A 23,318-nucleotide genomic window follows, 5' to 3' on the forward strand; every position below is an offset into this window, starting at 1 on the left:
CATTCTTGATGAAGACCTATTTTAGATTATTATCATTTGCTAAACCAATAGAAAAATTTGCAATACCATATATTATAGCAACACTTCTAGCCGTTCTTTTCAACACCTTTAATTTTACCTTATTAGCGCCTTTATTAGACACCTTATTTTCATCAAGTGCTACAGCAGCACATAGCCTCATTGATAAAGCAGCAACCGATTTTGATTTATTAGCGAAATTCAATAATTATATTGGCAACTCCATATTGAAAAATGGCAAAACTAAAACCCTTCAACTGGTTTGTGCTGTAATCCTTACATCTGTAATATTATCTAATTTATTCCGTTACCTGGCTCAAAGATTTATGGAAGATTTAAGGGTGCATACCTTATTAAATCTTCGTAAGTCAGTATTTAACAATGTGATGAATCTTCACATTGGCTATTTTAATAATGAAAGAAAAGGTGATATCATGTCAAAAATTGCTTCTGATGTACAAGTTGTGCAATTTACGGTCACCAATACCTTGCAAGTTGTTTTCAAAGAGCCCCTTCAACTTATTTTTTATATTGTCGTTTTATTAAGCATATCTGTTAAACTCACTTTATTTTCACTTTTGGTCATTCCAGTTTCAGGTTTAATTATAAGTAAGATTGTTAAACGCTTAAAACAACAAGCTACAGAAGCTCATGAATCTTTCTCAAGAATGATTAGCTTTTTGGATGAGGCATTAAGTGGCATTAAAATCATTAAAGCCTTCAATGCTACACCATTAATTAAAGATAGGTTTCAAAAAGAAAACGAAGTGTACTCCAATTTAAACCGTAAAATGGTGAGAAGGCAGCAACTTGCATCGCCAGTATCACAATCTTTAGGTGTAATGGTTGTAGTATTTATTGTTTTATATGGAGGTACGCTTGTAATTAATGGAAGTAGTGAATTTACACCATCACAATTCATCATGTACATTGCCGTATTTTCCCAGGTAATGCAACCTGTTAAAGCAATAAGCGATTCCTTCAGTGGCATTCATTCTGGAATTTCAGCCGGCGATAGAGTCTTATCCTTAATAGATACCACACCAGAATTAGTTAACAAATCAAATGCAACCGAAATAAGCAGTTTTAATCATGCTATACAACTAGATAACGTATGCTTTAATTATGGTGAAAAAACGGTTTTAAAGAACATTAATTTAACAATAGAAAAAGGGAAGACCATTGCATTAGTCGGTCCATCTGGTGGTGGTAAAAGCACACTTATGGACTTGATACCTAGATTTTACGATCCTGTGTCAGGAAGCTTTAAAATAGACGGACAAGATTATAAAGATTTAACCTTTGAAAGTCTGAGGTCTAAAATGGGGATTGTAAACCAGGATTCATTTTTATTTAACGATACCATTTATAACAATATCGCTTTTGCGAACCCCAAAGCGACTGAGGAAGAAATTTTTATTGCAGCTAAGATTGCTAATGCCCATGAGTTTGTATTAAACCAAGAACATGGTTATCAAACATTTGTTGGCGACAGAGGAAACCGCCTGTCGGGAGGACAAAGACAGCGCATATGCATTGCCAGAGCAGTACTAGCTAATCCTCCGATTATGCTGCTTGATGAGGCTACTTCAGCACTAGATACAGAATCAGAAAAACTTGTACAAAATGCTTTAAATAATTTAATGAAAAACAGAACTTCTATCGTTATCGCGCATCGTTTGAGCACTATTCAACATGCAGATACTATAGTCGTTATTGACCAAGGCCAAATCGTTGAAACAGGCAGCCACAGTGAATTATTAAAAATAGATGGGTTATATAAACGTTTAATCAATATGCAAACATTTAATGATTAATGATATCCGTAATAGTTGTCACCTATAATGCCGTTGAAACACTCCAAAAATGCCTTGATAGTATCTATGAACAGAATTATCCTTTACTTGATATTATAGTAATTGACGGGCAAAGTACCGATGGCACTGTGGATATCATTCAAAAAAATGCTGCAAAAATAAAATATGCTATAAGCGAAAAGGATGAAGGTATTTACGATGCCATGAATAAAGCACTATTTCAAATAAATACACCATGGGTCTATTTCTTAGGGGCAGATGACATCTTGTTACCTGACTTTTCTAAGTTGATTGCTGAACTAACAGATCCTCATGCCATTTATTATGCTAATGTTATTTATAAAGGCCGCAAATGTGTTGGGCAGATTTCAGCATACAGGCAAGCAAAGTCAGGAATTTTCCACCAGTCTATTATTTATCCCTCTTCTATCTTCAAAAAATACAAATACAATACCAGATATAAAATTGCAGCGGATTATGCATTAAACATGCAGCTTTATAAAGATAAAGCCTACACTTTTACCTATAAAGATTATGTCATCTCAGCATATAATGACACCGGAATATCTGCTTTACAAAAGGACATCAATTTCGAAAAGGATAAAAACTATTTGATTTTAAAAAACTTCGGTATTAGTATATGGTTCCGTTATATATTCAGAAGACTTAAAAGTTCCTTTAAAAAAACAAATAATGGATAAGATTTCAATAATTATTGTCACTCTCAACGTTGAACAATACCTCCAATCGTGTTTAACAAGTATTGAAAAACAGAAATATAAAAATTTAGAAGTTATCCTTGTTGACGGTGGTAGTACAGATGATACGCTGAAAATTATAAAAAATAACAATAAAATAATTACACATTGGGTAAGTGAGAAAGACGATGGTATTTATGATGCAATGAATAAGGCGTTAAAGCTGATTACAGGTAGCTGGGTTTACTTTCTGGGTGCCGACGATGTTTTAATGGATGATTTCTCTTTATTCGCCAAAGAATTAAAGGATGAGCATATTATTTATTATGGAAGTGTTCTTAAAGAAGGTGTAAAGTATTACGGAAAGGCAACCCCCTATCAATTTGCAAAATCCGCAGTTTGCCATCAAGCAATAATTTATCCTTCATCTGTATTTGATAAATATAAATTTGACACCAAGTACAAAACTTCTGCAGATTATGTTTTAAACATGTGGTGTTGGAAAGATGCAAACTACAAGTTTAAATTTATAGATTTCATCCTGGCAAACTTTAATCACACTGGGGTCTCATCAAATAAAGATTTAATGCTGGAACGAGATATGTCAACTTTGATATATAAAAATTTTGGATGGGTAATTTGGCTTAGGTATTTATTTAAAAAACTTAAATCGAGTAAAGTATAATTGAAATAGATGAAGAGATTAAGTTCTCGCTACCCATTCAAGTGTCGATAATTTGTATAATTACACCTGTTTGTTACCTTTATAATTTTAATTACACCAAGGTTTAAAGCAATTAACCCTGGTCTTATTCCATAATTTACTTTTCAAATATATAGTTAATCTCCGAAAATAAATGCTTAATATCCTATACGACCATCAAACTTTTTCCCTTCAGCGCTATGGTGGTATATCACGTTATTTCGCCAATTTACATCATGAGACCCTAAAGCAAGAGGGCATCAACTCAAGTATCAGCATTTTATACAGCAACAATCATTATATTCAAGATAGTCAGCGGCAATTGAATAAAAGTCTAGGCAAATTATTACTTCACAAACAAAAAAAAGTCTATAAATGGAATGAAAAATATTCCAGATATATGATTGGAGGAAATGATTTCGATGTACTCCATCCTACCTATTATAACCCTTATTTTCTCCAGAACCTTAAAAAGCCATTTGTTTTAACGGTACATGATATGATCCATGAAAAATTTCCTGATTATTTTGATACGGGAGATAATACACCTTATCATAAAAGGCTATGTATCGAAAAAGCAAATCATATCATTGCTATATCTGAATCTACAAAAAATGACATTCAATTGTATCATAAAATACCTGAAAGTAAAATCTCTGTCGTCCATCATGGATTTGAGCCATTAACACATGAGGGTAATCCAACTGCAAATAGTCAACACCAAAATTTCCTGCTCTATATAGGTGATAGGAGGTCTTATAAGAACTTCTTCAGGTTATTAATGGCTATCGCTCCACTATTAAAAAAAGACACTTCCTTGAGGCTGATATGCGCTGGCGGTGGAGCCCTTCAATGTGCAGAGATGGAGCTTATTTTACGCTTAAACATATTAAATCAGGTTATACAAGTAACAGTTACTGACCATGAGCTGGCTAATCTTTATAGAAATGCCATTGCATTTTTGTATCCTTCAATTGATGAAGGTTTTGGTTTGCCTTTATTAGAGGCTTTTCAATACAATTGTCCTGTGGTGGCAAGTGATATTGCTTGTTTCAAAGAAGTAGGTCAGGATGCCATTAGCTACTTCAATCCTTATGATGAGCAAAATATGCGTACAGTAATTGAAGACGTATTGATCAATAAAGAAACCAAAATTAATTTAGTTAAAGCTGGACAAAAGAGATTGTCAAATCTCACCATGAAAAACTGCCTGGAATTGACTATCAATATTTATAAAAATATTGCCCAGTGTGGCTAGCTATGAAAGATTATCAAACAAAATCCCCGGTATTATTTTTGGTTTTTAACAGACCTGATACAACTAATCTGGTTTTTGAAGAGATTAGAGGTGCAAAACCTGCTAAACTATATATCGCAGCAGATGGCCCACGTGCAGGGCGCGAAAATGATGCACAACGATGCCAGGAAACATTGGCAATAGTTAAAAATATAGATTGGGATTGCGAAGTTAAAACGCTTTTCAGGGAAAATAACCTTGGTTGTAAAAATGCCATTTCCTCAGCTATCGATTGGTTTTTTGACAATGAAGAAGAAGGGATCATCCTGGAAGATGATTGTTTACCGGCAAAAAGCTTTTTCTATTATTGCGATACTTTATTAGCTAAATACCGCTTTGATACAAGAATCAGACATATTGCAGGATGCAATCTTCAAATGGGAACTAAATGGGGTAATGATAGTATTTATTTTGCCAACCAAACCCATGTATGGGGCTGGGCAAGTTGGAAAAGAGTTTGGAAAGACTATGACAAAGACCTAAAAGCTTATCATGAAAATGAGGTTGAAGAAATATTCAGCAATATATTTACTGACAAATTGGTTATAGAAACCTGGGCAAACATATTCAAAGAGGTAAAAGCAGGTAAAATTGATACCTGGGATTATCAGCTTGCTTTAATAAATTATTTCAACAACAGCCTCTCTATTAATCCAAATGTAAATTTGATCAAGAACATCGGTTTCAGGGAAGATGCAACACATACCTTTAATGCGGAGAGTGCCCATGCAAACCTTCCGCTCGAAGAAATTACGGAAATCACGTATCCAAAATATGTTTTGCCTCAGAAAAAAGCCGATTATGCCCCCTTAATTCATGAGTTTAATCTGGTAGCAAGATGGAAAAAGCACAATTCTTTAAAACGCCGCTTCAAAAGATGGTTTAAAGAGCGTTTTAACAGCTAAATACATTTTCACTATAAGTACCCTGGTAAGCTTTTACTCCAAGTCGGTTTAACACATAATGTCTTTTTCTATCGTTTAAAAAATCTTTAACGCCCCATTCTATAGGGTCTAAATTGTCTTTCGAAAAGCGTAAAGAATTAATGGTATCCAGAAAGAGGCCCTTCTTCATGTAATACAAAAAGGTGTGATAACCTTTGCCTTCATAAATATCACTATCATCTTTAAAAATACTGTCATAATCATCCTCCAGCAGCCTCACTTTATTAAAAAAAGAGCTATCTTCTAACAGGTATCTACCTGTTAGTTTGATAATTCCATCTTGCTCTTTAAAAGGCGATTGCTCTAAAAAGGCCTTTATATGCTGCATCTCATTCAATCCTTTTTCTGGGTATTTATTCTGCACTTTGCTATAAAATACAGGATAGGCATCAAGGTAGTCTTCATGTGCAGAAAAGCATTCCAACACTGTACAAGAATCAAACAGATAATCAAATTTCAAGGCAAGGTCAATCGATTTGATATATTGCTCCTTTCTTTGCAGGTAATTTTCCTTTATACTGGCCGTAGTTATAATCAAATGAATCATGCTGTAAATTTAACATACATTAGCTCTCCCTGCTAAAAAATCCTTCGCCTCATTAATATAAAACCCACAAAAAAGCCGCTCAATTAATTATTTGAGCGGCTATATTTTAAGTTATATTCTTTTACAATTTCCTTTTCACTTCAACTTGTTCGTAAGCTTCAACGATATCGCCCACTTCAATGTTGTTAAAGTTCTGGATATTTAAACCACACTCATAACCAGCGCTTACTTCTTTCACGTCATCTTTATAACGTTTCAATGAAGCCAGTTCACCTGTGTAGACCACTACGCCATCTCTAACGATACGAATCTTACTGTTACGGGTAATCTTACCATCCAATACCATACAACCTGCAATGGTACCCACTTTAGTGATTTTAAAGACATCCCTGATTTCAACGTTAGCCGTAATTTTCTCTTCAAATTCCGGAGCCAACATCCCTTCCATCGCCGCTTTGATCTCGTTGATCGCATCGTAGATGATAGAGTACAGACGGATATCGATTTGCTCAGCTTCAGCAAGCTTACGTGCTCCCGTAGAAGGACGAACCTGGAAACCAATAATAATCGCATCAGAGGCAGAAGCTAACAATACATCAGATTCAGAGATCTGACCAACTGCTTTGCTAATGATATTCACCTGAATCTCTTCCGTAGAAAGTTTCAATAGGGAGTCAGATAGAGCCTCGATAGACCCATCCACGTCACCTTTGATGATCAGGTTAAGTTCTTTAAAGTTACCGATAGCCAAACGACGACCAATCTCATCTAAAGTAATGTGTTTCTGTGTACGTAAACCTTGTTCGCGCATTAACTGCAGACGTTTATTTGCAATCTCTCGCGCTTGAGTTTCACTTTCAAGAGCATTGAAACGATCACCTGCTGTAGGTGCACCTTGCATACCCAATACCTGAACCGGTACAGAAGGACCAGCCTCCAATACTTTCTGTCCACGTTCGTTAAATAAAGCTTTAACACGACCACTGTAACTACCGGCTAATATAGGATCACCGATTTTTAAAGTACCAGACTGAACAAGAACCGTCGTTACAATACCACGACCTTTATCTAATGTTGCTTCAATTACACTACCTGTAGCGCGTTTTTTAGGATTTGCATTCAAGTCCAAAAATTCAGCTTCAAGTAATACTTTCTCTAAAAGTAAGTCTACATTTAAACCGCTTTTACCAGAGATCTCTTGCGATTGGAATTTACCACCCCAATCTTCCACAAGGATATTCATTGCTGATAACTGCTCACGGATTCTTTCAGAATTCGCGCCTGGTTTATCAATTTTTGTAAAGGCGAATACTAAAGGCACACCAGCTGCCTGCGCATGGTTGATGGCTTCTTTAGTTTGTGGCATCACCGCATCATCTGCAGCAATAACAATGATGGCAATATCCGCTACCTTAGCACCACGTGCACGCATCGCGGTAAAGGCCTCGTGACCTGGCGTATCCAGGAAGGTTACCTTTTTGCCTGTTGGTGTAGTTACCATGTAAGCACCAATGTGCTGTGTAATACCACCGGCTTCACCAGCAACAACGTTAGCTTTACGGATATAATCCAGTAGTGAAGTCTTACCATGATCCACGTGACCCATAATGGTTACCACAGGAGCTCTAGGCACTAAATCTTCAGGATTATCAATTTCTTCAATTAAAATGTCACCTTCATCATCTGGTTTAACGAATTGAATTTCGTAACCAAACTCATCAGCAACAATCGTTAACGTTTCAGCATCCAAACGTTGGTTGATGGATACGAACATACCTAAACTCATACAAGTACCAATAATTTTGGTCACCGGTACATCCATCATGGTTGCAAGTTCATTTGCCGTAACAAACTCCGTTACTTTCAACACTTTGGATTGTGCCTCTTGTTCTAATGCTAATTCATCTGCAGTTAAGGCAACATCATCACGCTTCTGACGGCGCATTTTTGCTCTTTGTGCAAACTTACCAGATTTACCAGCACCACTTAAACGGGCAAGTGTTGCTTTAATCTGATCTTGTATTTCTTTTTCCGTAGGTTCTTCTTTAGAGCCTCCAGGTCCACCTGGTTTGCTGTTTCTAAAGTTAGGCCTGTTGGCAGTATTGTTTGTGTTATTTCTAAAATCCGGTCTGTTGGTAAACGTCGGTGGAGTGGCCGGTTTTGGCGGATGCTGTGCACCGGTGCCCGTACCTTGTCCTGCTGCAGGAGGTGTTGAACCTTGTCCTGTAGTTGGGTGTTGTCCCGGAGTTTTTTTACGTTTACGCTTTCTCTTCGCATTTTCGCTGTCGTTAGACGAAGCAATCGGCGATGATTTACGATCTGGCGTTGTTGGCAAAACAATTTTACCAATAATGTTCGGTCCTGTTAATTTCACCGATCTTGCTTTAATCACCTCAACCTCTTCAGGTTTAGCCTTAAGGGCTGGTGGGGTAACTTTTGCAGGTTCAGCTTTAACAACTGGTGCCGCCTGGGCAGCAGGTTTTTCTACAGGAACGGGTTTCACTTCAGCTTTTGGTGCTGGTGCAGGTGGTATCACTTCCGCTTTTACTTCAGGGACAACCGTTGCAGGTTTTTCTTCTTTCACTGGCTCTTTCAGGGGCTCTTTTGGTGTTTCTTTAACAGCCTCAGGAACAGGATCAGGAGCAGGAACTTCTGCTTTAACTTCAGCAACGGGTGCCGGTGCAGCTGGAGTTTCCTCCTTCTTAACCGGACGGGTTTTACTGTTTAAATCATCAAGGTTTATTTTCCCTATGATTTTAACACCTGGAAGTGAACTTTCTTCTGCCTTTTCTGGGGCTCTTTCTACTGGCGCTTCGGCTTTTACAGAAGGCTGTTCTTTTTCAACAACAGGTTCTTCTTTCGGCTTTTCTGCCGGAGGCGTATGCGACTGAAGGTTTTTGATTAAAATACCTTCACTCTCGAACTCTACATTCTTTTTCGGAGCTTCAGCAGCTTTCTCAATTACATCAGGCTCATCACGACGTATTTTACCAATAACAATTTGATTGGCCTCTTCTTTTACGATTTTATCTCCCTGAAATTCTTTCAATAATGCATCGTACATATCTTTTGAAAGCTTGGTAGTGGGTTTATTCTCGACAGAAAAGCCTTTCTTTTCCAGAAACTCAACGGCCGTAGCTATGCCTACGTTAAGTTCCTTAACTGCCTTAAATAAAATTATTGGTTTGTCGTCTGACATTGATATTCCTCTTTTTTCTTAATTCTTGTACAAAAGTAATGTTTATTCTTGTTTTATTTCATGTGTATGTAATTTGTTTGAATTTTCTCAAATGGTTTACACTGATTTCTCACTATTCAGAATTGAATTACTCAAATTCTGATTTTAAAATATTCACTACTTCTTTAATGGTTTCTTCTTCTAAATCGGTACGTTTCACTAACTCATCTATAGAAAGTGACAATACGCTTTTCGCCGTATCGCAGCCAATTGATTTTAATTCATCTATAATCCAGCTATCGATTTCATCTGAGAATTCTTCGATATCCACATCTTCATCTTCTTCACCAGCTTCACGGTATACATCAATTTCATAACCGGTTAACTTACCCGCTAATTTAATATTATGTCCACCACGGCCAATAGCCAAAGATACTTGATCAGGTTTTAAATAAACTGATGCATGTTTTGTTACATCATCTAATTTAATAGAGCTGATTTTTGCCGGGCTCAAAGCCCTTGTAATATATAAGGAAACATTGTTTGTAAAGTTAATTACATCGATGTTTTCATTTTTCAATTCTCTTACGATACCATGTATACGAGAACCTTTCATACCTACACAAGCACCCACCGGGTCAATTCTGTCGTCGTAAGATTCTACCGCAACTTTAGCACGCTCACCTGGTTCACGAACAATTTTCTTAATGGTAATTAAACCATCAAAAATTTCAGGAACTTCAATTTCAAATAAACGTTGTAAAAATTCTGGAGCAATTCTGGAAATAATAATTTTTGGAGAACTGTTCATCATGTCAACTTTAGAGATCACCGCACGCACGGTATCGCCTTTTTTGAAATAATCTGCAGGAATCTGTTCGGTTTTAGGCATCATCAGCTCATTACCTTCATCATCAAGCACCAAAGTTTCTTTCTTCCATACCTGGTAAACTTCACCAGTTACAATCTCACCAACTCTGTCTTTATATTTTTTGAAGATTTCGTCTTTCTCTAACTCAAGAACTTTTGACACTAAAGTCTGACGGGCAGCTAAAATAGCCCTGCGACCAAAGCTTTCTAAGGTAATCTGTTCTATATAGTCGTCGCCAACTTCCATATCAGGATCCAGTTTCTTCACTTCCGAAAGTTCGATTTCTAAATCGTCATCTTCAGAAAACCCATCTTCCATCACTTTTCTAGTCCGCCAAATTTCTAAATCGCCGTTGTCAGGGTTAACAATTACATCGCAATTCTCATCGGTTCCGTATTTTTTTCGCAACATACTGCGAAACACCTCTTCCAGCACACTAATTACTGTCGGACGGTCGATGTTCTTGAACTCTTTGAATTCCTGGAACGAATCGATTAAATTAATATTGCTCATTTTTATTTAAATGAAATTAAAACCTTTACTTCTGTTATATTCTCAAACGCTATATGGGTTTCTACCATATATGCTTTCTTACCTTTTTCTTTAACACTTTCTTCAATGTCGAGCCCGGTTTCGGTTACAGAAAGCAATTTACCCTCTTTCTTTTCGCCACCCGCAAGTTTAACACTGATTTCTCTGCCAATGTTTTTCTGGTATTGTCTTTTCAGCTTTAGGGCCTCACCCACTCCGGGCGAAGAAACCTCTAAGTTATAAGCCTGCACAATAGTGTTTTCTTCTTCTAAATGAAAACCCACATGTCTGCTGATTGCTGCGCAATCTTGTATGCTGATGCCTTCATCACCATCAACATGAATAATAAGCTTATTGTTTGGAAGCATTTTTACCTCCACTAAAAACAATTCCGGTCTATCCGCAATTTTTTCTTCAACTAGTTCTCTTACTCTGTTTTCTACCTGCATAACCAATTTGCTAAAACAGAAAAGAGGGGACACGCGCCCCCTCTAATTCTCTATATCTCTGCAAAGATAAGAATAATTTTTTAAAATAAAAATTGCAAGCTTAGGGTCTGATTATCTACAGGTAAGAGTGAGTCCACGGTGAGTCCACATTGAGTCCACGGTGAGTCCACGTTTCGCCGAACAAAGGGTGGACTGAGTGTGGACTCAGGGTGGACTCACCCTGCTGTCATTACTAACTGTCAACAAGGCACCCCTAACGCGTCAGTATTTTTTGCTGTGATTTAAGCCTGTAATTTATTTTACCCTTGAGGATTTCCCGGGCGCCACCAAAGCTGGTGTTCAAGGGTGTACTGACCAGGTATTGCTGGCCCTTTTTAAAGGGCTGCGCAGGTAAGAAAAGCATGCGATCGTCTTCAATCTTTACCTTACCTGCAATTTCTTTCCCTGACGTGGTAACGCTAAGCCATTTGTTGGCCGTACTATCATTAGTGGCGCTGTTTTTCAATTGCAATAAACCCACAGGATGTATATCTGTTAATACTATTGCGCTGCTATCTGCCGAGAAATTAATCATTACTGGCTTATTATTTGATGAGGTACAGCACAAACAAATTGCAATAGTAGCTAAAGCTCCTATTCTGAACAATATCTTTATCATTTAACTAAATTACTAATTATGGGAATTATTTTGGAAATTTTATTAACAGCTGTAGCCATGTTAATAGGTGCCTACCTGGTGCCGGGTGTAGAACTTCACGGTTTTGGAAGTGCAATTATTGCTGCTATATTAATAGCGCTGGTAAATGCCACCATTGGCTTTATTTTAAGGATCCTTACTTTGCCTTTGAACTTCCTTACCCTGGGCCTGGTATCCTTTATCATTACCGTATTGATGATCTTATTGGTCGATAAAATGATGGAAGGCTTCAACACCACCGGATTTTGGGCGGCTGCCATTCTTGCTATTGTAGTGGCTGTTATTCAAATGATATTCGGAAGTTTTATTCGTTCGAGGGATTAAAAACAGGACATTATAAATGAAGAATCGCCATCCTGAACTTAGAAGAGTTCGGGATGACGCTTTTTTTATTTTAAAACAGCGATGGTTTTACTTTAGAATATCTCTGGAGATGACCACTTTCTGGATCTCTGAAGTACCCTCATAGATCTGTGTAATTTTTGCATCACGCATTAACCTTTCTACATGGTATTCTTTAACGAAACCATAACCACCATGGATTTGCACGGCTTCAATAGTCACATCCATCGCTACCTTAGAAGCAAACAATTTTGCCATAGAACCGGCTAAGGTATACGATTGTCCCTGGTCTTTTAACCATGCTGCTTTATAAACCAATAAACGGGCAGCCTCAATTTGAGTGGCCATATCGGCAAGTTTAAAAGCAATAGACTGGTGTTCGTGGATAGGTTTACCGAAGGTTTTTCTTTCTTTAGAATAGGCAAGTGCTAGTTCGTAAGCACCGGCAGCAATGCCCAGTGCCTGTGCAGCAATACCAATACGGCCACCTTCGAGGGTTTTCATGGCAAACTTAAAGCCGAAGCCATCTTCGCCAATCCGGTTTTCTTTAGGCACCTTTACATCGTTAAACATCAGCGAATGGGTGTCTGAACCACGGATACCTAATTTATTTTCTTTAGGGCCAATGGTAAAACCAGGCGTTCCCTTTTCAACGATGAACGCATTGATGCCTTTATGTTTTAATTCTCTATGTGTTTGTGCAATGACCAGGTAGGTCGAGGCTGTACCGCCGTTGGTGATCCAGTTTTTGGTACCATTCAACAAATAGTAATCGCCTTTATCTTCCGCTGTAGTTTGCTGTGAGGTGGCATCAGAACCAGCCTCAGGCTCAGAAAGGCAAAAAGCGCCAATCTGTTCTCCCGCTGCAAGCGGCTTTAAATACTTCTCTTTTTGTGCTTCTGTACCAAAAGCCTCCAGTCCATAACAAACCAGGGAGTTGTTTACAGAGACCACTACCGAAGCAGAGGCATCAATTTTGGAAAGCTCTTCCATGACCAATACATACGAAAGGGCATTTAAGCCACTGCCGTTGTACTTTTCTGATACCATCATCCCAAGGAAGCCCAATTCTCCTAGTTTTTTAACCTGTTCAACAGGAAACTTCTGGTGCTCATCACGCTCAATGACACCGGGCTTGAGTTCGTTTTGTGCAAAGTCCCTGGCGGCCTGTTGTATCATCAATTGTTCTTCACTGAGTTGAAATAGCATATCTTTTATTTTTTGAAAAATCCAATAAACCAAATTTAGTTATTCTAATTGAATATACTATGGTTGCATAACATTTTCTCAAAAAGCCAGTACAGCAAAAGATTTATTTCAACAAGTGATTGTTATCATCAGGGAAAACAAGAATAGGATGGTATTTTTTAGCTTCCTCGATAGGTAAGGAACCATAAGACATGATAATCAGGATATCACCCACCTGTACTTTTCTGGCTGTAGCACCATTTAGGCAGATCATACCGGTTCCACGCTCCCCTTTAATTGCATAAGTCTCAAATCGTTCGCCATTATTATTGTTTACGATTTGCACTTTTTCGTTCGCAATAATGTTGGCAGCATCCAGCAGATCTTCATCAATGGTTATACTGCCAACATAATTTAATTCAGCCTGCGTTACTTTAACACGGTGTATTTTCGATTTTAAAATCTCGATAATCATGTCGCAAAGTTAACTAAAGTTTAATGTTTGCAAGAATTGTTTTTTTTAGTTCAGCAATATATTGTCAATCAGGCGGGTTTCACCAACCTTTGCTGCAACAAGTGCAACGAGGTTTTCTGCATTTTTATTACTTTCAGGGAGTAAAGTTTCTCCATTGGCGATGGTAAAATAATCAAGTTCTACGCCATTTACACTCTGTAACATTTCCGTAGCCTTTTCCAGTAAAACCGGAATACTATATTGCTGAAAATGCTCCTTCACAAACTGAAGTGTCTTGCTGAGAATAAGGGCGTGCTGGCGGTCGGCCGGCGTTAAATGTATATTTCGGGAGCTCATGGCCAGGCCATCGGCATCTCTGATAATGGGGCAGCTTACAATTTGAACGGGCAAATTAAAGGTGGCCACCATTTTTTTGATCATCAGCACCTGCTGAAAATCCTTCTGACCAAAGAAGGCAAGATCTGGGTTTACCGCATCGAAAAGCTTTTTAACTATTTGTGTAACGCCCTGGTAATGACCTTTCCTGAATTCACCTTCCAATAAAAATTCAGCGTTACCTAAGTCAATATGCCATTCTTCTGCACCGGGGTACATTTCTTTCACAGAAGGCATAAACACTACCTGGCAACCTGCATCTTCAAGCATTTGAATATCATGCTCCAGTGGCCGCGGATATTTCTCCAGGTCTTTAACATCTGTAAATTGTGTAGGGTTTACAAAAATGCTACACACAACAATATCGGCCTGTTGCTTCGCTGCGGCAATTAAAGATACATGTCCCTTGTGCAATGCGCCCATAGTGGGTACAATTGCAATTTTTTGCTGAGCCTGTTTTAAAGGCTCCAACAGCATTTTTAATGCTGCTATGGTATTTATTATTTCCAAAGCTGAGTTAAAAGTATTGAGCGCCAAAGTTGGTTATTTATCCATTCTTAACAAAACATCTTGATTAAGAACTTGATAAATATTATTATTTTGATTACCTTTGCCCCTTGATTATCTTTTCTTTAACATAATATTATTCACGAATATGGAGATGGCAAAAACGAAGCTACTGATTGTTACACACGAGATGTCGCCTTTCCTCGAACTTACAAAAATTTCAGAAATTACCCGCCAATTACCGCAGGCAATGCAAGAAAAAGGATTTGAAATCCGGATTCTGATGCCCAGGTTTGGTAACATCAATGAAAGACGCAACAGGTTACACGAAGTCATTCGGTTATCTGGAATGAACATTGTCATTGATGATAATGACAATCCATTAATCATTAAGGTGGCTTCTATACCGGCAGCACGCATGCAGGTGTACTTTTTGGACAACGAGGATTATTTTCAGCGTAAATATGTTTTCCGTGATAAAGAAAACAAATTCTATGGTGACAACGACGAAAGAATGATCTTCTTCTGCAAAGGCGCATTAGAAACTGTGAAAAAATTAGGCTGGGCTCCCGACATCGTTCACTGTCATGGATGGATGACCGCACTGGTACCTGCATATATTAAAACTTCTTACAAGAATGACCCTACCTTCAAAAATGCGAAAGTAGTGTATTCAATTTATGAGAACTGCTTTACAGAAACATTAAATGCAGACCTGCACAAAAAGGCAGTAATGAGTGCAATGACCGCTGAAGACACTAAAGTATTTGAAAACGCAACGAACAATACCATTGATAAAGGCGCTGTTTCTTACTCAGATGCCGTGGTTTTTGCAGCTGAAACAATCGATGCTGATGTGTTAAAATTTGTTAAAGATTCTAATAAGCCAACTTTAGCTTATAATTTAACCGAAAATTTCGACAACTTCTATAATTTATATGAGGAGATTTCGAACGAAGAAATGGTTTCAATAGCATAAACAAACGGTATTATTATTTTAAATATGAAATTTTCAAAAATAGACTTATTGACCCTGTTAATAAGTCTTTTTCTTTTTGCCTCTTGTAATGAGTCAAACACTTTAGGCCTGGATCTTGATCCGGATAATGCCATTCAGGGTGCACTAGTAGACAGCCTGACTGTTAAAACTCAAACAGTTGCAGACGAGGTAAAACCTACGTATTATGGCACAACTGCCACCAATAACCCTGCGCGCCTTCCTTTTGGCTACCTTGAGGATCCTATTTTCGGAACTACAGAAGCCAGCGTTTCTTTCAGCGTAAACTTGCCAAGTGCTGCCTATAGCTTTGGTACTAACGCTGTTGTAGATTCAGCGGTACTGATTCTTCCTTATTCCACAGATTTTTATGGAGATACCACTACTTCGGTTTACAGTATTGACGTAAAACAACTGGCCAAAAATTTCGCTGTAGAAAGTTCTTTTCAAAGCAACAAAGAATGGGCAACAGGAACCGCTCTAGTAGGTAACTTTAAAGGTAAAATTAAACCGACTACCCCTTACATGGTTACTAATATCGTTTCAGGTGGTGCCGATACTTTAGCTGCAGTACCTGCTTCTATCAGGATCAAATTAACCAATAATTTTATCCAAAACAATATTGTTAACCTGGATACAAACATTTTGCGTAACGATGTAACCTTTAACCAGGCTTTTAAAGGCTTGCAAATTAGTTTGAATAGAGCCAACTCTTCAGGTACAGGTGGTTTGATGTTCTTTACTTTTACTGGTGCTTCTGCTGTGCAGGTTTACTACAAAAGACAAAATGCAACAACGGCTACTTCAACTGATACGGTATCTGCGGTGTTCCCTATTAACCAAACACTCAACCCTGTTGCTGCAACCATTAAGCATGATTATGCAAATACGCCTGTTGCCACTCAACTTGCTGATGTGAGTAACACACAATACCAGACTACTTATTTACAACCTTTGTCTGGCGTTAGAAACAAAATCAGCATTCCATACCTGAAAAAATTTGTAGCTAACCTTGGCAAAAAAGTACTCATCAACAAAGCAGAGCTTGTTGTAGACTTAAGTTCAGGTACAGATGTAGCCCCATTTTTACCGGCACAAAGAATTGCTTTATATCAATATGATATTGCCGGACAAAGAACGCTGATTCCAGATCAAAACTCTAGTGACTTAAGATATACAGCTAACTTTGGCACTTCATACATTGCCAGCAATAAAAATTACACCTTCATTGTAACTGCGCTATTGCAGGATTTGATGGATGGCAAAATTGTAGATAATGGCCTTTATTTAGCCCCTGCACCAGCATTATTAACAGAATACAGCATTAACCCTACGTTAACTTCTGCTAACAGGTCTATCATTGGCGCTTTTAACAATGGCACTAACAAGGTTAAACTTAATGTATATTACACAGTGATCAACTAAGATCTTGTGTAACACAAAAAAACCGGCTATTCATTTAGCCGGTTTTTTTTATGCTTAAAATTAAGGTTTGCTTAAAAAGGGATGTTTCCAGCATCGCTATCCCTATCTGTAAACTCATCCTCATGTTTTGGAATTACATGATTCTGCACCACCGGGGCAGCTTCAAAATCACTCTTCCTACCCAGAATAGTAAAGTTCTCGGCAACAATTTCGGTCACATATTTTTTTACTTTTTCGCGGTCTTCAAAAGAACGTGTCCGTAGTTTCCCTTCTATATAAACGAGCTTTCCTTTGGTGAGGTATTTGGACGCTACTTCGGCCAGTCCACGCCACAGCACTATGTTATGCCATTCTGTTTGTTCAACGCGTTTACCATCTTTATTAAAGGTTTCAGAGGTAGCTAATGGAAAGCTTGCAACGGTTACTCCACCGTCTAAATGACGAACTTCAGGATCCTTGCCTAAATGTCCTACTAAAATTACTTTGTTGATACCTGACATGGGAAAAAAAGATTATGAGATTAAATAGGCATTTATAAAATTGGTGATTACTTTGGGCTGTGGCAAGTCATTTAAAGTGGCCTTGCTTACCCAAATAAACGGTGTATCTTGCTTAAAGTTAAGGATATAATTAGCTAAAACAAAAAATTGAACATATATAATTTGGTGTGTTAATACGTGTTTTTTGGTCATCAAAGGTGACACCGAAACTTCATTTCCATATAAATTTTTAATATCGGCAGCCAGTGTTCCCTCTTCGAAGGCTGCGGGCCCCATACTTTCAATTAAAGGAAAATCGTACAAGTGCTGCCATATATCTCCAGGCTGTCTTTTATTAACCAGAACCTGCTCCCCATTTTGCATAATGAGGTAGTTAAAATAGCGTGTTTTAACCACCACCTTTTTCAGTTTTAAAGGCAGTACGTCTACCAGATTGTGCTGACGTGCATGACAGGATAACTGCAAAGGACAAAGCTCACAAACGGGAGATTTAGGCTTACATTGCAGGGCGCCAAACTCCATGATAGCCTGGTTATAAACCATAGGATTTTGCCCCTGTATCAGCTCCTGCGCAAGGGCTTCAAATTGCTTTTTTCCTGTAGTGCTGTTGATGGCCTCTGCGATGCCAAAGTAACGGGAAAGCACTCGAAAGACATTGCCATCTACCACCGCTCTGGACTCTCCTGCAGCAAAGGAGGAGATGGCTGCAGCCGTATAGGAACCAATACCTTTCAATTGCAGCAGCTGCTCGTATTGTACCGGAAAAACACCACCATAAAGCAGCATGACTTGCTGTGCGGTATGGTGCATGTTACGGCCACGTGAATAATAACCTAGCCCCTGCCATAATTTGAGCACCTGTGTTTCTGTGGCGGCAGCAAAATCAGCAACCGTAGGAAATGCAGCCAGAAACCGGTTGAAATACGGTAAACCCTGCTCTACCCGTGTTTGTTGCATAATGATCTCGGAAAGCCAAATGACATAGGCATCTTGCGTATGGCGCCATGGCAAATCCCTTTGATGCAGCTGATACCAGTTCACAATTTCTTGCTGAAAATTCATATGCGCAAAAATACGGTGTTGAAACGTAGTTTTAACAAAACTTGCAATTCCCTGATGGTGAATAGCACAAATAATTGATCTTTTATTTTCCTATCTCATTAAAAAGCAATACTTTTGCAACCCCAAATCACTTATAATATTTAACACACAAAAATTAATAATAGAGAATATGACTAAGGCAGATATTATTTCAGAAATATCAACAAAGACAGGAATTGAAAAAGTAGATGTGCAGGAGACTGTCGAAGCATTTTTCAAAGTGATCAAAAACAGCATGATCGGAGGAGAAAATGTTTACGTAAGAGGTTTTGGAAGTTTTGTAGTTAAAAAAAGAGCACAAAAAACAGCGCGTAACATTTCAAAAAATACCGCAATTATTATCCCTGAACACTATGTACCAAGCTTTAAACCAGCAAAAGTATTTGTTGACAAGGTTAAAAATAACACAAAAAAACTTAGTGTAGAAGCTTAATCATGATTAAAAATATCCGGACTAAACAAGTTATAATTATTGGAGCAGTAGTGCTGCTGATTGCATTTTTGTTTACAAGAGATATTACAGGTTTGGTTAAACCTAAAGAAGAAACCACCAGTGCACCTGCTGCCGGTGCAACATCAACTCCTGCTGCTATACAGGAAATCAATCTAACAGAAGTATCTACAATTGGTAAGAATTCAATAAACTCCAATATAGCCGCTGAAATTACTACCTTGGAGAACAATTTTAAAGCTGCAGGTGAAAATGAGAAGATTAAAATAGCACAGGAGCTTGCCCTAAAATGGGATGATGTTGAACAACCCGTGCCTAGCGCCGTGTATTTAGAGCTTATTGCCACCAAACAACCAGTATTTAAAAACTGGTTAAATGCTGGCGAAAGGTTTATGAAAGCCTTTGATTTAACCAGGGATAGCGTAATGCAGCCTATATTACTTCAAAAAGCGAATTTGGCCTATAGAAACGCCCTTAAACTAGACTCTACCAGCAACGATGCTAAAACCGGTTTGGGAATTACCATCGTAAATGGAGCTGGAATGCCGATGGAAGGCATCACAATGTTGTTAGACGTTGTTAAAAAAGACCCAAAAAACTTAAAAGCAAATATGAGTTTAGGCACATTTGCAATTAAGTCAGGTCAATTTGATAAAGCCATCACCAGATTTAATGATATTATTGCACAGAAGCCTTCACCAGATGCTTATTTTTATCTGGCTACAGCCTATGAAAACCTGGGCAAAAAGAAAGAAGCTATTGCAGCCTATTTGAATAGTAAAAAACTTGCGGCAAATCCAACGTTATCTAAATTCATTGATAAACGTGTAGAGGAGCTCAGTAAATAATTAATAAACAGATTTTTTAAAATATTTAATTTACAGAATTATGCCAAGTGGTAAAAAAAGAAAGAGACATAAAATGGCTACGCACAAACGTAAAAAACACTTAAGAAAGAACAGACACAAGAATAAGAAAAAATAGCCTCTTATTTTTTAAATGTAAACAAGTAAAATATACGTTGATTTATCGACGTATATTTTGCTCGTTTACAATGTTTTCCTATTGGTCCATGTGTTAATGGGGCATCTTCGGATGCCGTTAAATTTACAGCTTTTGGTAAAAGAATTAATTATCGATTCAGCTCCTACGGGAGTAACCATAGCTTTAATTGAAGATAAACAACTTGTAGAACTTCATAAAGAACACATCAACAACAACTATGCTGTTGGCGACATTTATTTAGGCCGTATAAAGAAAATTATGCCGGGCTTAAATGCTGCGTTTGTTGATGTAGGTTATGAAAAAGATGCGTTCCTGCATTATTTTGATCTGGGACCGCAAGTGCAATCTTTATTAAAGCTGACAAAAATAAAGCGTAATGGCACCGTTAATGGAACGTTATTAGATAATTTTAAACTGGAACCTGACATTAATAAGGCCGGTAAGATTTCTGAAATTGTCTCCAAAAATATTGTCATCCCTGTTCAAATAGCCAAAGAGCCTATTTCAACTAAAGGGCCGCGCTTAAGTTCTGACCTTTCTATAGCGGGTCGCTATATTGTATTGGTCCCTTTTTCGAATGTGATTTCTATCTCCAAAAAAATCAAAAGCAATACGGAACGTAATCGTTTAAAAAAGATTATTGAAAGTATAAAGCCTAAGAATTTTGGTGTCATTATTAGAACCGTCTCTGAAGGAAAAGGTGTAGCAGAACTGCAAAAAGATCTCTTGGATTCTGTAACCAAATGGGAAAACTTCATGAAGAAGTTACCTGATGCAGAACCCTCAAAACGAGTGTGGGGAGAAATGGATCGTACCTCTACGTTGATCCGTGATATCCTGAGCACAGATTTTACTAATGTTTATGTAAACGATCAAAGTTTATTTGAAGACATTCGTTCTTATGTTCATGAAATATCTCCTGAAATGGAGAAAATAGTGAAGTATTACAAGCAGAAAGAACCCATATTTGAACATTTCGGTCTGGACAAACAGATTAAAAATGGTTTCGGTAAAACGGTAAATCTTGCAGGTGGTGCTTACCTGGTTGTTGAACATACAGAAGCTTTACACGTTATTGATGTGAACAGCGGTAATAGAACAGCGAGCAAAGAAAACCAGGAAGAAAATGCTCTTCAGGTAAATAAAGAAGCCGCTAAAGAAATTGCACGTCAGCTTAGGCTGCGTGATATGGGCGGTATTGTGGTGATCGATTTTATTGACATGCACAAACCTGTGAACCGTAAAATGTTGTTTGACTATTTACGGGAGCTGATGCAGCTGGACCGTGCTAAACATACGATATTGCCTCCAAGTAAATTTGGTTTGGTTCAGATTACCCGACAAAGGGTAAGACCTGAGATGAACATCGTTACCAGCGAGAAATGTCCTACTTGTGGCGGTACAGGTGAAATTAAAGCAAGTATTGTCCTGATGGATGATATCGAAAATAACCTGACGTATATTCTGCAAGAACAGAATGAGAAAAACGTTACGCTGTGTGTACATCCATATATTGAAGCCTTTATTAAAAAAGGTATTGTTTCCCTGAAATGGAAATGGTTCTTCAAATTCGGTCAACGCATCAAAATAAGGGCTGTACCTTCGTACAACCTTACAGAGTTCCATTTCTTGTCTGCTAAAGACGAAGAAATTAAATTGTAACTCCTGTTTAAAGCATCATTTAAGCCTGACTTCTAATTGAAGTCAGGCTTATTTATTTAATGTCCTTTTTAATATAGCTCGAAATTTCGCCTATTAAGCGTTAAATTAGGAGTTCTAAATCAGCATACATTGGCTAAAACTAAATCAGCATATTTCTGTCAGAGTTGTGGATATGAATCCGCAAAATGGCTTGGCAAATGCCCTTCCTGTAATTCTTGGAATACCTTTGTAGAAGAGGTCATTGAAAAAACAGCGGCAAAAGTGCCGGCATGGAAAAGCAGCAACAATGGCAGCACCAGGGCCAACCAGCCTAGCAGGGTAGAAACTATTGAATCTTCTACAGAAAAAAGAATTTTAACCGGCGACCAAGAGCTTGACCGCGTATTGGGCGGTGGTTTGGTTACCGGATCTGTTACCTTAATTGGTGGTGAACCGGGCATTGGCAAATCTACATTAATGCTGCAACTGGCCTTAAATCTTTCTAAAAAACGTATCCTTTATGTTTCTGGTGAGGAAAGCGAGCAGCAGATTAAAATGCGTGCAGAGCGGATTACCAATGAACCTACGGCAGACTGTTATATTCTAACGGAAACTTCAACTCAAAATATTTTTAAACAGATTGAAAGCCTTGAGCCGGATATCGTAATTATTGATTCTATTCAAACCCTGCATTCTGCACATATCGAATCTACGCCAGGTAGTGTATCGCAAGTGAGGGAATGTACGGCAGAATTGTTAAGGTTTGCTAAAGAAACCGATACGCCTGTATTTTTAATTGGCCACATTACCAAAGATGGCGCCATTGCCGGACCTAAAATTCTGGAACACATGGTGGATACCGTTTTACAGTTTGAAGGCGACAGGCACCACATTTACCGGATTTTGAGGTCTATTAAAAACAGGTTCGGTGCTGCTGCAGAAATGGGTATTTATGCCATGAACAGCACCGGTTTGAGGGAAGTGACCAATCCTTCTGAAATTTTACTTTCCCAAAGGGATGAAGAGCTCAGTGGAATTGCCATTTCAGCTACTTTAGAAGGCGCCAGACCAATGTTAATTGAAACGCAGGCATTGGTGAGCGTAGCGGCTTATGGAACACCACAGCGCTCTGCTACGGGCTTTGACACCAAACGCATGAATATGCTGCTTGCCGTGCTGGAGAAAAGATGTGGTTTTAGGTTAAGTGCAAGGGATGTATTTTTAAATCTTGCTGGTGGTATCCGTGTAGAAGATCCTGCCATTGACCTGGCCATTATGGTTGCCATTATCTCTTCTCATGAGGATATTGCCATTCCATCAAAGTATTGTTTTGCTGCAGAAGTAGGCCTTTCTGGCGAAATCAGAGCAGTGAACAGGATTGATCAGCGCATTTCTGAAGCCGATAAATTAGGTTTTGAAAAGATTTTTATTTCTAAGTATAACCTCAAAGGTTTAACGCTGGAAAAATACGGTATAGAAGTGGTTGGCGTTGGAAAGATTGAAGATGTATTCGGTGCTTTATTTGGGTAAATTACATTGGGCAACTTATTAGTATTTATTT

The 23,318-nt window shown here is 38.1% G+C and carries 22 protein-coding genes; 12 read left to right on the plus strand and 10 right to left on the minus strand.

Going from position 1 to position 23,318, the window contains the following annotated elements; all coding sequences use genetic code 11:
• Window positions 1–8 precede the first annotated feature (8 nt).
• From ACR2F7_RS11680 to ACR2F7_RS11700, 5 genes are all read left to right on the plus strand, one after another.
• Window positions 9–1,835, plus strand: a complete 1,827-nt coding sequence (locus tag ACR2F7_RS11680) for an ABC transporter ATP-binding protein (protein ID WP_432713737.1) — start codon at window positions 9–11, stop codon at window positions 1,833–1,835.
• Window positions 1,835–2,536 carry a glycosyltransferase gene (locus ACR2F7_RS11685; protein ID WP_432713738.1) on the plus strand — a complete coding sequence of 234 codons (702 nt, stop codon included), beginning with the start codon at window positions 1,835–1,837 and terminating at the stop codon, window positions 2,534–2,536. Before ACR2F7_RS11680 ends, ACR2F7_RS11685 begins: the two co-directional genes overlap by 1 nt.
• Window positions 2,529–3,218: a glycosyltransferase family 2 protein gene (locus ACR2F7_RS11690; protein WP_432713739.1), complete on the plus strand. Its 690-nt coding sequence runs from the start codon at window positions 2,529–2,531 to the stop codon at window positions 3,216–3,218. Before ACR2F7_RS11685 ends, ACR2F7_RS11690 begins: the two co-directional genes overlap by 8 nt.
• Before the next feature lie 172 nt (window positions 3,219–3,390).
• A complete protein-coding gene (locus ACR2F7_RS11695) occupies window positions 3,391–4,494 on the plus strand; it encodes a glycosyltransferase family 4 protein (protein WP_432713740.1) in 1,104 nt (367 codons plus the stop codon).
• A 2-nt stretch (window positions 4,495–4,496) separates the two neighbouring features.
• Entirely contained in the window at window positions 4,497–5,438 is a 942-nt protein-coding gene (locus tag ACR2F7_RS11700; protein ID WP_432713741.1) for a nucleotide-diphospho-sugar transferase, read from the plus strand.
• Here the strand turns inward: ACR2F7_RS11700 and ACR2F7_RS11705 are convergent.
• The 5 genes from ACR2F7_RS11705 to ACR2F7_RS11725 all read right to left on the minus strand — a co-directional run bounded on the left by ACR2F7_RS11705 (window position 5,428) and on the right by ACR2F7_RS11725 (window position 11,627).
• On the minus strand, window positions 5,428–6,024 hold the full coding sequence (locus ACR2F7_RS11705) for a hypothetical protein (RefSeq protein WP_432713742.1): 597 nt from the start codon (window positions 6,022–6,024) through the stop codon (window positions 5,428–5,430). The two genes, ACR2F7_RS11700 and ACR2F7_RS11705, sit on opposite strands and share 11 nt — an antisense overlap.
• Window positions 6,025–6,145: 121 nt before the next feature.
• Window positions 6,146–9,223, minus strand: coding sequence for a translation initiation factor IF-2 (gene infB, locus ACR2F7_RS11710; RefSeq protein ID WP_432713743.1), 3,078 nt, complete (start codon window positions 9,221–9,223; stop codon window positions 6,146–6,148).
• Between the two features lie 127 nt (window positions 9,224–9,350).
• The gene (nusA, locus tag ACR2F7_RS11715; RefSeq protein ID WP_432713744.1) at window positions 9,351–10,586 is read right to left on the minus strand and encodes a transcription termination factor NusA; all 1,236 of its coding nucleotides are present in this window, start codon (window positions 10,584–10,586) and stop codon (window positions 9,351–9,353) included.
• Window positions 10,587–10,588: 2 nt separating this feature from the next.
• A complete protein-coding gene (gene rimP / locus ACR2F7_RS11720) occupies window positions 10,589–11,053 on the minus strand; it encodes a ribosome assembly cofactor RimP (RefSeq protein ID WP_432713745.1) in 465 nt (154 codons plus the stop codon).
• 253 nt (window positions 11,054–11,306) lie between these two features.
• Window positions 11,307–11,627 carry a hypothetical protein gene (locus ACR2F7_RS11725; RefSeq protein ID WP_432713746.1) on the minus strand — a complete coding sequence of 107 codons (321 nt, stop codon included), beginning with the start codon at window positions 11,625–11,627 and terminating at the stop codon, window positions 11,307–11,309.
• A 102-nt stretch (window positions 11,628–11,729) separates the two neighbouring features.
• Between ACR2F7_RS11725 and ACR2F7_RS11730 the strand changes: the two genes are divergently transcribed.
• Window positions 11,730–12,074 (plus strand): phage holin family protein, encoded by a 345-nt coding sequence (locus ACR2F7_RS11730; RefSeq protein ID WP_432713747.1) that lies wholly within the window; start codon window positions 11,730–11,732, stop codon window positions 12,072–12,074.
• 87 nt (window positions 12,075–12,161) lie between these two features.
• Here the strand turns inward: ACR2F7_RS11730 and ACR2F7_RS11735 are convergent, their stop codons facing one another.
• The 3 genes from ACR2F7_RS11735 to panC all read right to left on the minus strand — a co-directional run bounded on the left by ACR2F7_RS11735 (window position 12,162) and on the right by panC (window position 14,640).
• Window positions 12,162–13,301: an acyl-CoA dehydrogenase gene (locus tag ACR2F7_RS11735; RefSeq protein WP_432713748.1), complete on the minus strand. Its 1,140-nt coding sequence runs from the start codon at window positions 13,299–13,301 to the stop codon at window positions 12,162–12,164.
• Window positions 13,302–13,404: 103 nt separating this feature from the next.
• Window positions 13,405–13,755 (minus strand): aspartate 1-decarboxylase, encoded by a 351-nt coding sequence (panD, locus tag ACR2F7_RS11740; protein ID WP_432713749.1) that lies wholly within the window; start codon window positions 13,753–13,755, stop codon window positions 13,405–13,407.
• Window positions 13,756–13,800: 45 nt separating this feature from the next.
• Window positions 13,801–14,640 carry a pantoate--beta-alanine ligase gene (gene panC / locus ACR2F7_RS11745; RefSeq protein WP_432713750.1) on the minus strand — a complete coding sequence of 280 codons (840 nt, stop codon included), beginning with the start codon at window positions 14,638–14,640 and terminating at the stop codon, window positions 13,801–13,803.
• A 151-nt stretch (window positions 14,641–14,791) separates the two neighbouring features.
• Here panC and ACR2F7_RS11750 point away from each other — a divergent pair, with 151 nt between their 5' ends.
• Both ACR2F7_RS11750 and ACR2F7_RS11755 read left to right on the plus strand, forming a co-directional pair.
• A complete protein-coding gene (locus tag ACR2F7_RS11750) occupies window positions 14,792–15,616 on the plus strand; it encodes a glycogen/starch synthase (protein WP_432713771.1) in 825 nt (274 codons plus the stop codon).
• 24 nt (window positions 15,617–15,640) lie between these two features.
• Window positions 15,641–17,059, plus strand: coding sequence for a DUF4270 domain-containing protein (locus ACR2F7_RS11755; RefSeq protein ID WP_432713751.1), 1,419 nt, complete (start codon window positions 15,641–15,643; stop codon window positions 17,057–17,059).
• Between the two features lie 71 nt (window positions 17,060–17,130).
• Here the strand turns inward: ACR2F7_RS11755 and ACR2F7_RS11760 are convergent, their stop codons facing one another.
• Together ACR2F7_RS11760 and mutY are read right to left on the minus strand one after the other, a co-directional pair.
• Window positions 17,131–17,559 carry a single-stranded DNA-binding protein gene (locus ACR2F7_RS11760; protein ID WP_432713752.1) on the minus strand — a complete coding sequence of 143 codons (429 nt, stop codon included), beginning with the start codon at window positions 17,557–17,559 and terminating at the stop codon, window positions 17,131–17,133.
• Between the two features lie 12 nt (window positions 17,560–17,571).
• Window positions 17,572–18,621 carry an A/G-specific adenine glycosylase gene (gene mutY, locus ACR2F7_RS11765; protein WP_432713753.1) on the minus strand — a complete coding sequence of 350 codons (1,050 nt, stop codon included), beginning with the start codon at window positions 18,619–18,621 and terminating at the stop codon, window positions 17,572–17,574.
• A 169-nt stretch (window positions 18,622–18,790) separates the two neighbouring features.
• Between mutY and ACR2F7_RS11770 the strand changes: the two genes are divergently transcribed.
• From ACR2F7_RS11770 to radA, 4 genes are all read left to right on the plus strand, one after another.
• Window positions 18,791–19,093, plus strand: a complete 303-nt coding sequence (locus tag ACR2F7_RS11770; protein ID WP_339591162.1) for an HU family DNA-binding protein — start codon at window positions 18,791–18,793, stop codon at window positions 19,091–19,093.
• 2 nt (window positions 19,094–19,095) lie between these two features.
• The gene (locus ACR2F7_RS11775) at window positions 19,096–19,959 is read left to right on the plus strand and encodes a tetratricopeptide repeat protein (protein ID WP_432713754.1); all 864 of its coding nucleotides are present in this window, start codon (window positions 19,096–19,098) and stop codon (window positions 19,957–19,959) included.
• Between the two features lie 268 nt (window positions 19,960–20,227).
• Entirely contained in the window at window positions 20,228–21,778 is a 1,551-nt protein-coding gene (locus ACR2F7_RS11780; RefSeq protein ID WP_432713755.1) for an Rne/Rng family ribonuclease, read from the plus strand.
• 129 nt (window positions 21,779–21,907) lie between these two features.
• Complete coding sequence (radA, locus tag ACR2F7_RS11785; protein WP_432713756.1) at window positions 21,908–23,287, plus strand: DNA repair protein RadA; 1,380 nt, start codon at window positions 21,908–21,910, stop codon at window positions 23,285–23,287.
• Window positions 23,288–23,318 lie beyond the last annotated feature (31 nt).

The organism is Pedobacter sp., from assembly GCF_045628745.1.
GTDB lineage: Bacteria > Bacteroidota > Bacteroidia > Sphingobacteriales > Sphingobacteriaceae > Pedobacter.

Coding starts and splice junctions, on each gene's coding strand:
- ACR2F7_RS11680 (WP_432713737.1), top strand. CDS start 9: ATGAAGACCTATTTTAGATTATTATCATTTGCTAAACCAATAGAAAAA.
- ACR2F7_RS11685 (WP_432713738.1), top strand. CDS start 1,835: ATGATATCCGTAATAGTTGTCACCTATAATGCCGTTGAAACACTCCAA.
- ACR2F7_RS11690 (WP_432713739.1), top strand. CDS start 2,529: ATGGATAAGATTTCAATAATTATTGTCACTCTCAACGTTGAACAATAC.
- ACR2F7_RS11695 (WP_432713740.1), top strand. CDS start 3,391: ATGCTTAATATCCTATACGACCATCAAACTTTTTCCCTTCAGCGCTAT.
- ACR2F7_RS11700 (WP_432713741.1), top strand. CDS start 4,497: ATGAAAGATTATCAAACAAAATCCCCGGTATTATTTTTGGTTTTTAAC.
- ACR2F7_RS11705 (WP_432713742.1), bottom strand. CDS start 6,024: ATGATTCATTTGATTATAACTACGGCCAGTATAAAGGAAAATTACCTG.
- infB (WP_432713743.1), bottom strand. CDS start 9,223: ATGTCAGACGACAAACCAATAATTTTATTTAAGGCAGTTAAGGAACTT.
- nusA (WP_432713744.1), bottom strand. CDS start 10,586: ATGAGCAATATTAATTTAATCGATTCGTTCCAGGAATTCAAAGAGTTC.
- rimP (WP_432713745.1), bottom strand. CDS start 11,053: ATGCAGGTAGAAAACAGAGTAAGAGAACTAGTTGAAGAAAAAATTGCG.
- ACR2F7_RS11725 (WP_432713746.1), bottom strand. CDS start 11,627: ATGATTAATTTCTCGGCAGATAGCAGCGCAATAGTATTAACAGATATA.
- ACR2F7_RS11730 (WP_432713747.1), top strand. CDS start 11,730: ATGGGAATTATTTTGGAAATTTTATTAACAGCTGTAGCCATGTTAATA.
- ACR2F7_RS11735 (WP_432713748.1), bottom strand. CDS start 13,301: ATGCTATTTCAACTCAGTGAAGAACAATTGATGATACAACAGGCCGCC.
- panD (WP_432713749.1), bottom strand. CDS start 13,755: ATGATTATCGAGATTTTAAAATCGAAAATACACCGTGTTAAAGTAACG.
- ACR2F7_RS11750 (WP_432713771.1), top strand. CDS start 14,792: ATGGCAAAAACGAAGCTACTGATTGTTACACACGAGATGTCGCCTTTC.
- ACR2F7_RS11755 (WP_432713751.1), top strand. CDS start 15,641: ATGAAATTTTCAAAAATAGACTTATTGACCCTGTTAATAAGTCTTTTT.
- ACR2F7_RS11760 (WP_432713752.1), bottom strand. CDS start 17,559: ATGTCAGGTATCAACAAAGTAATTTTAGTAGGACATTTAGGCAAGGAT.
- mutY (WP_432713753.1), bottom strand. CDS start 18,621: ATGAATTTTCAGCAAGAAATTGTGAACTGGTATCAGCTGCATCAAAGG.
- ACR2F7_RS11770 (WP_339591162.1), top strand. CDS start 18,791: ATGACTAAGGCAGATATTATTTCAGAAATATCAACAAAGACAGGAATT.
- ACR2F7_RS11775 (WP_432713754.1), top strand. CDS start 19,096: ATGATTAAAAATATCCGGACTAAACAAGTTATAATTATTGGAGCAGTA.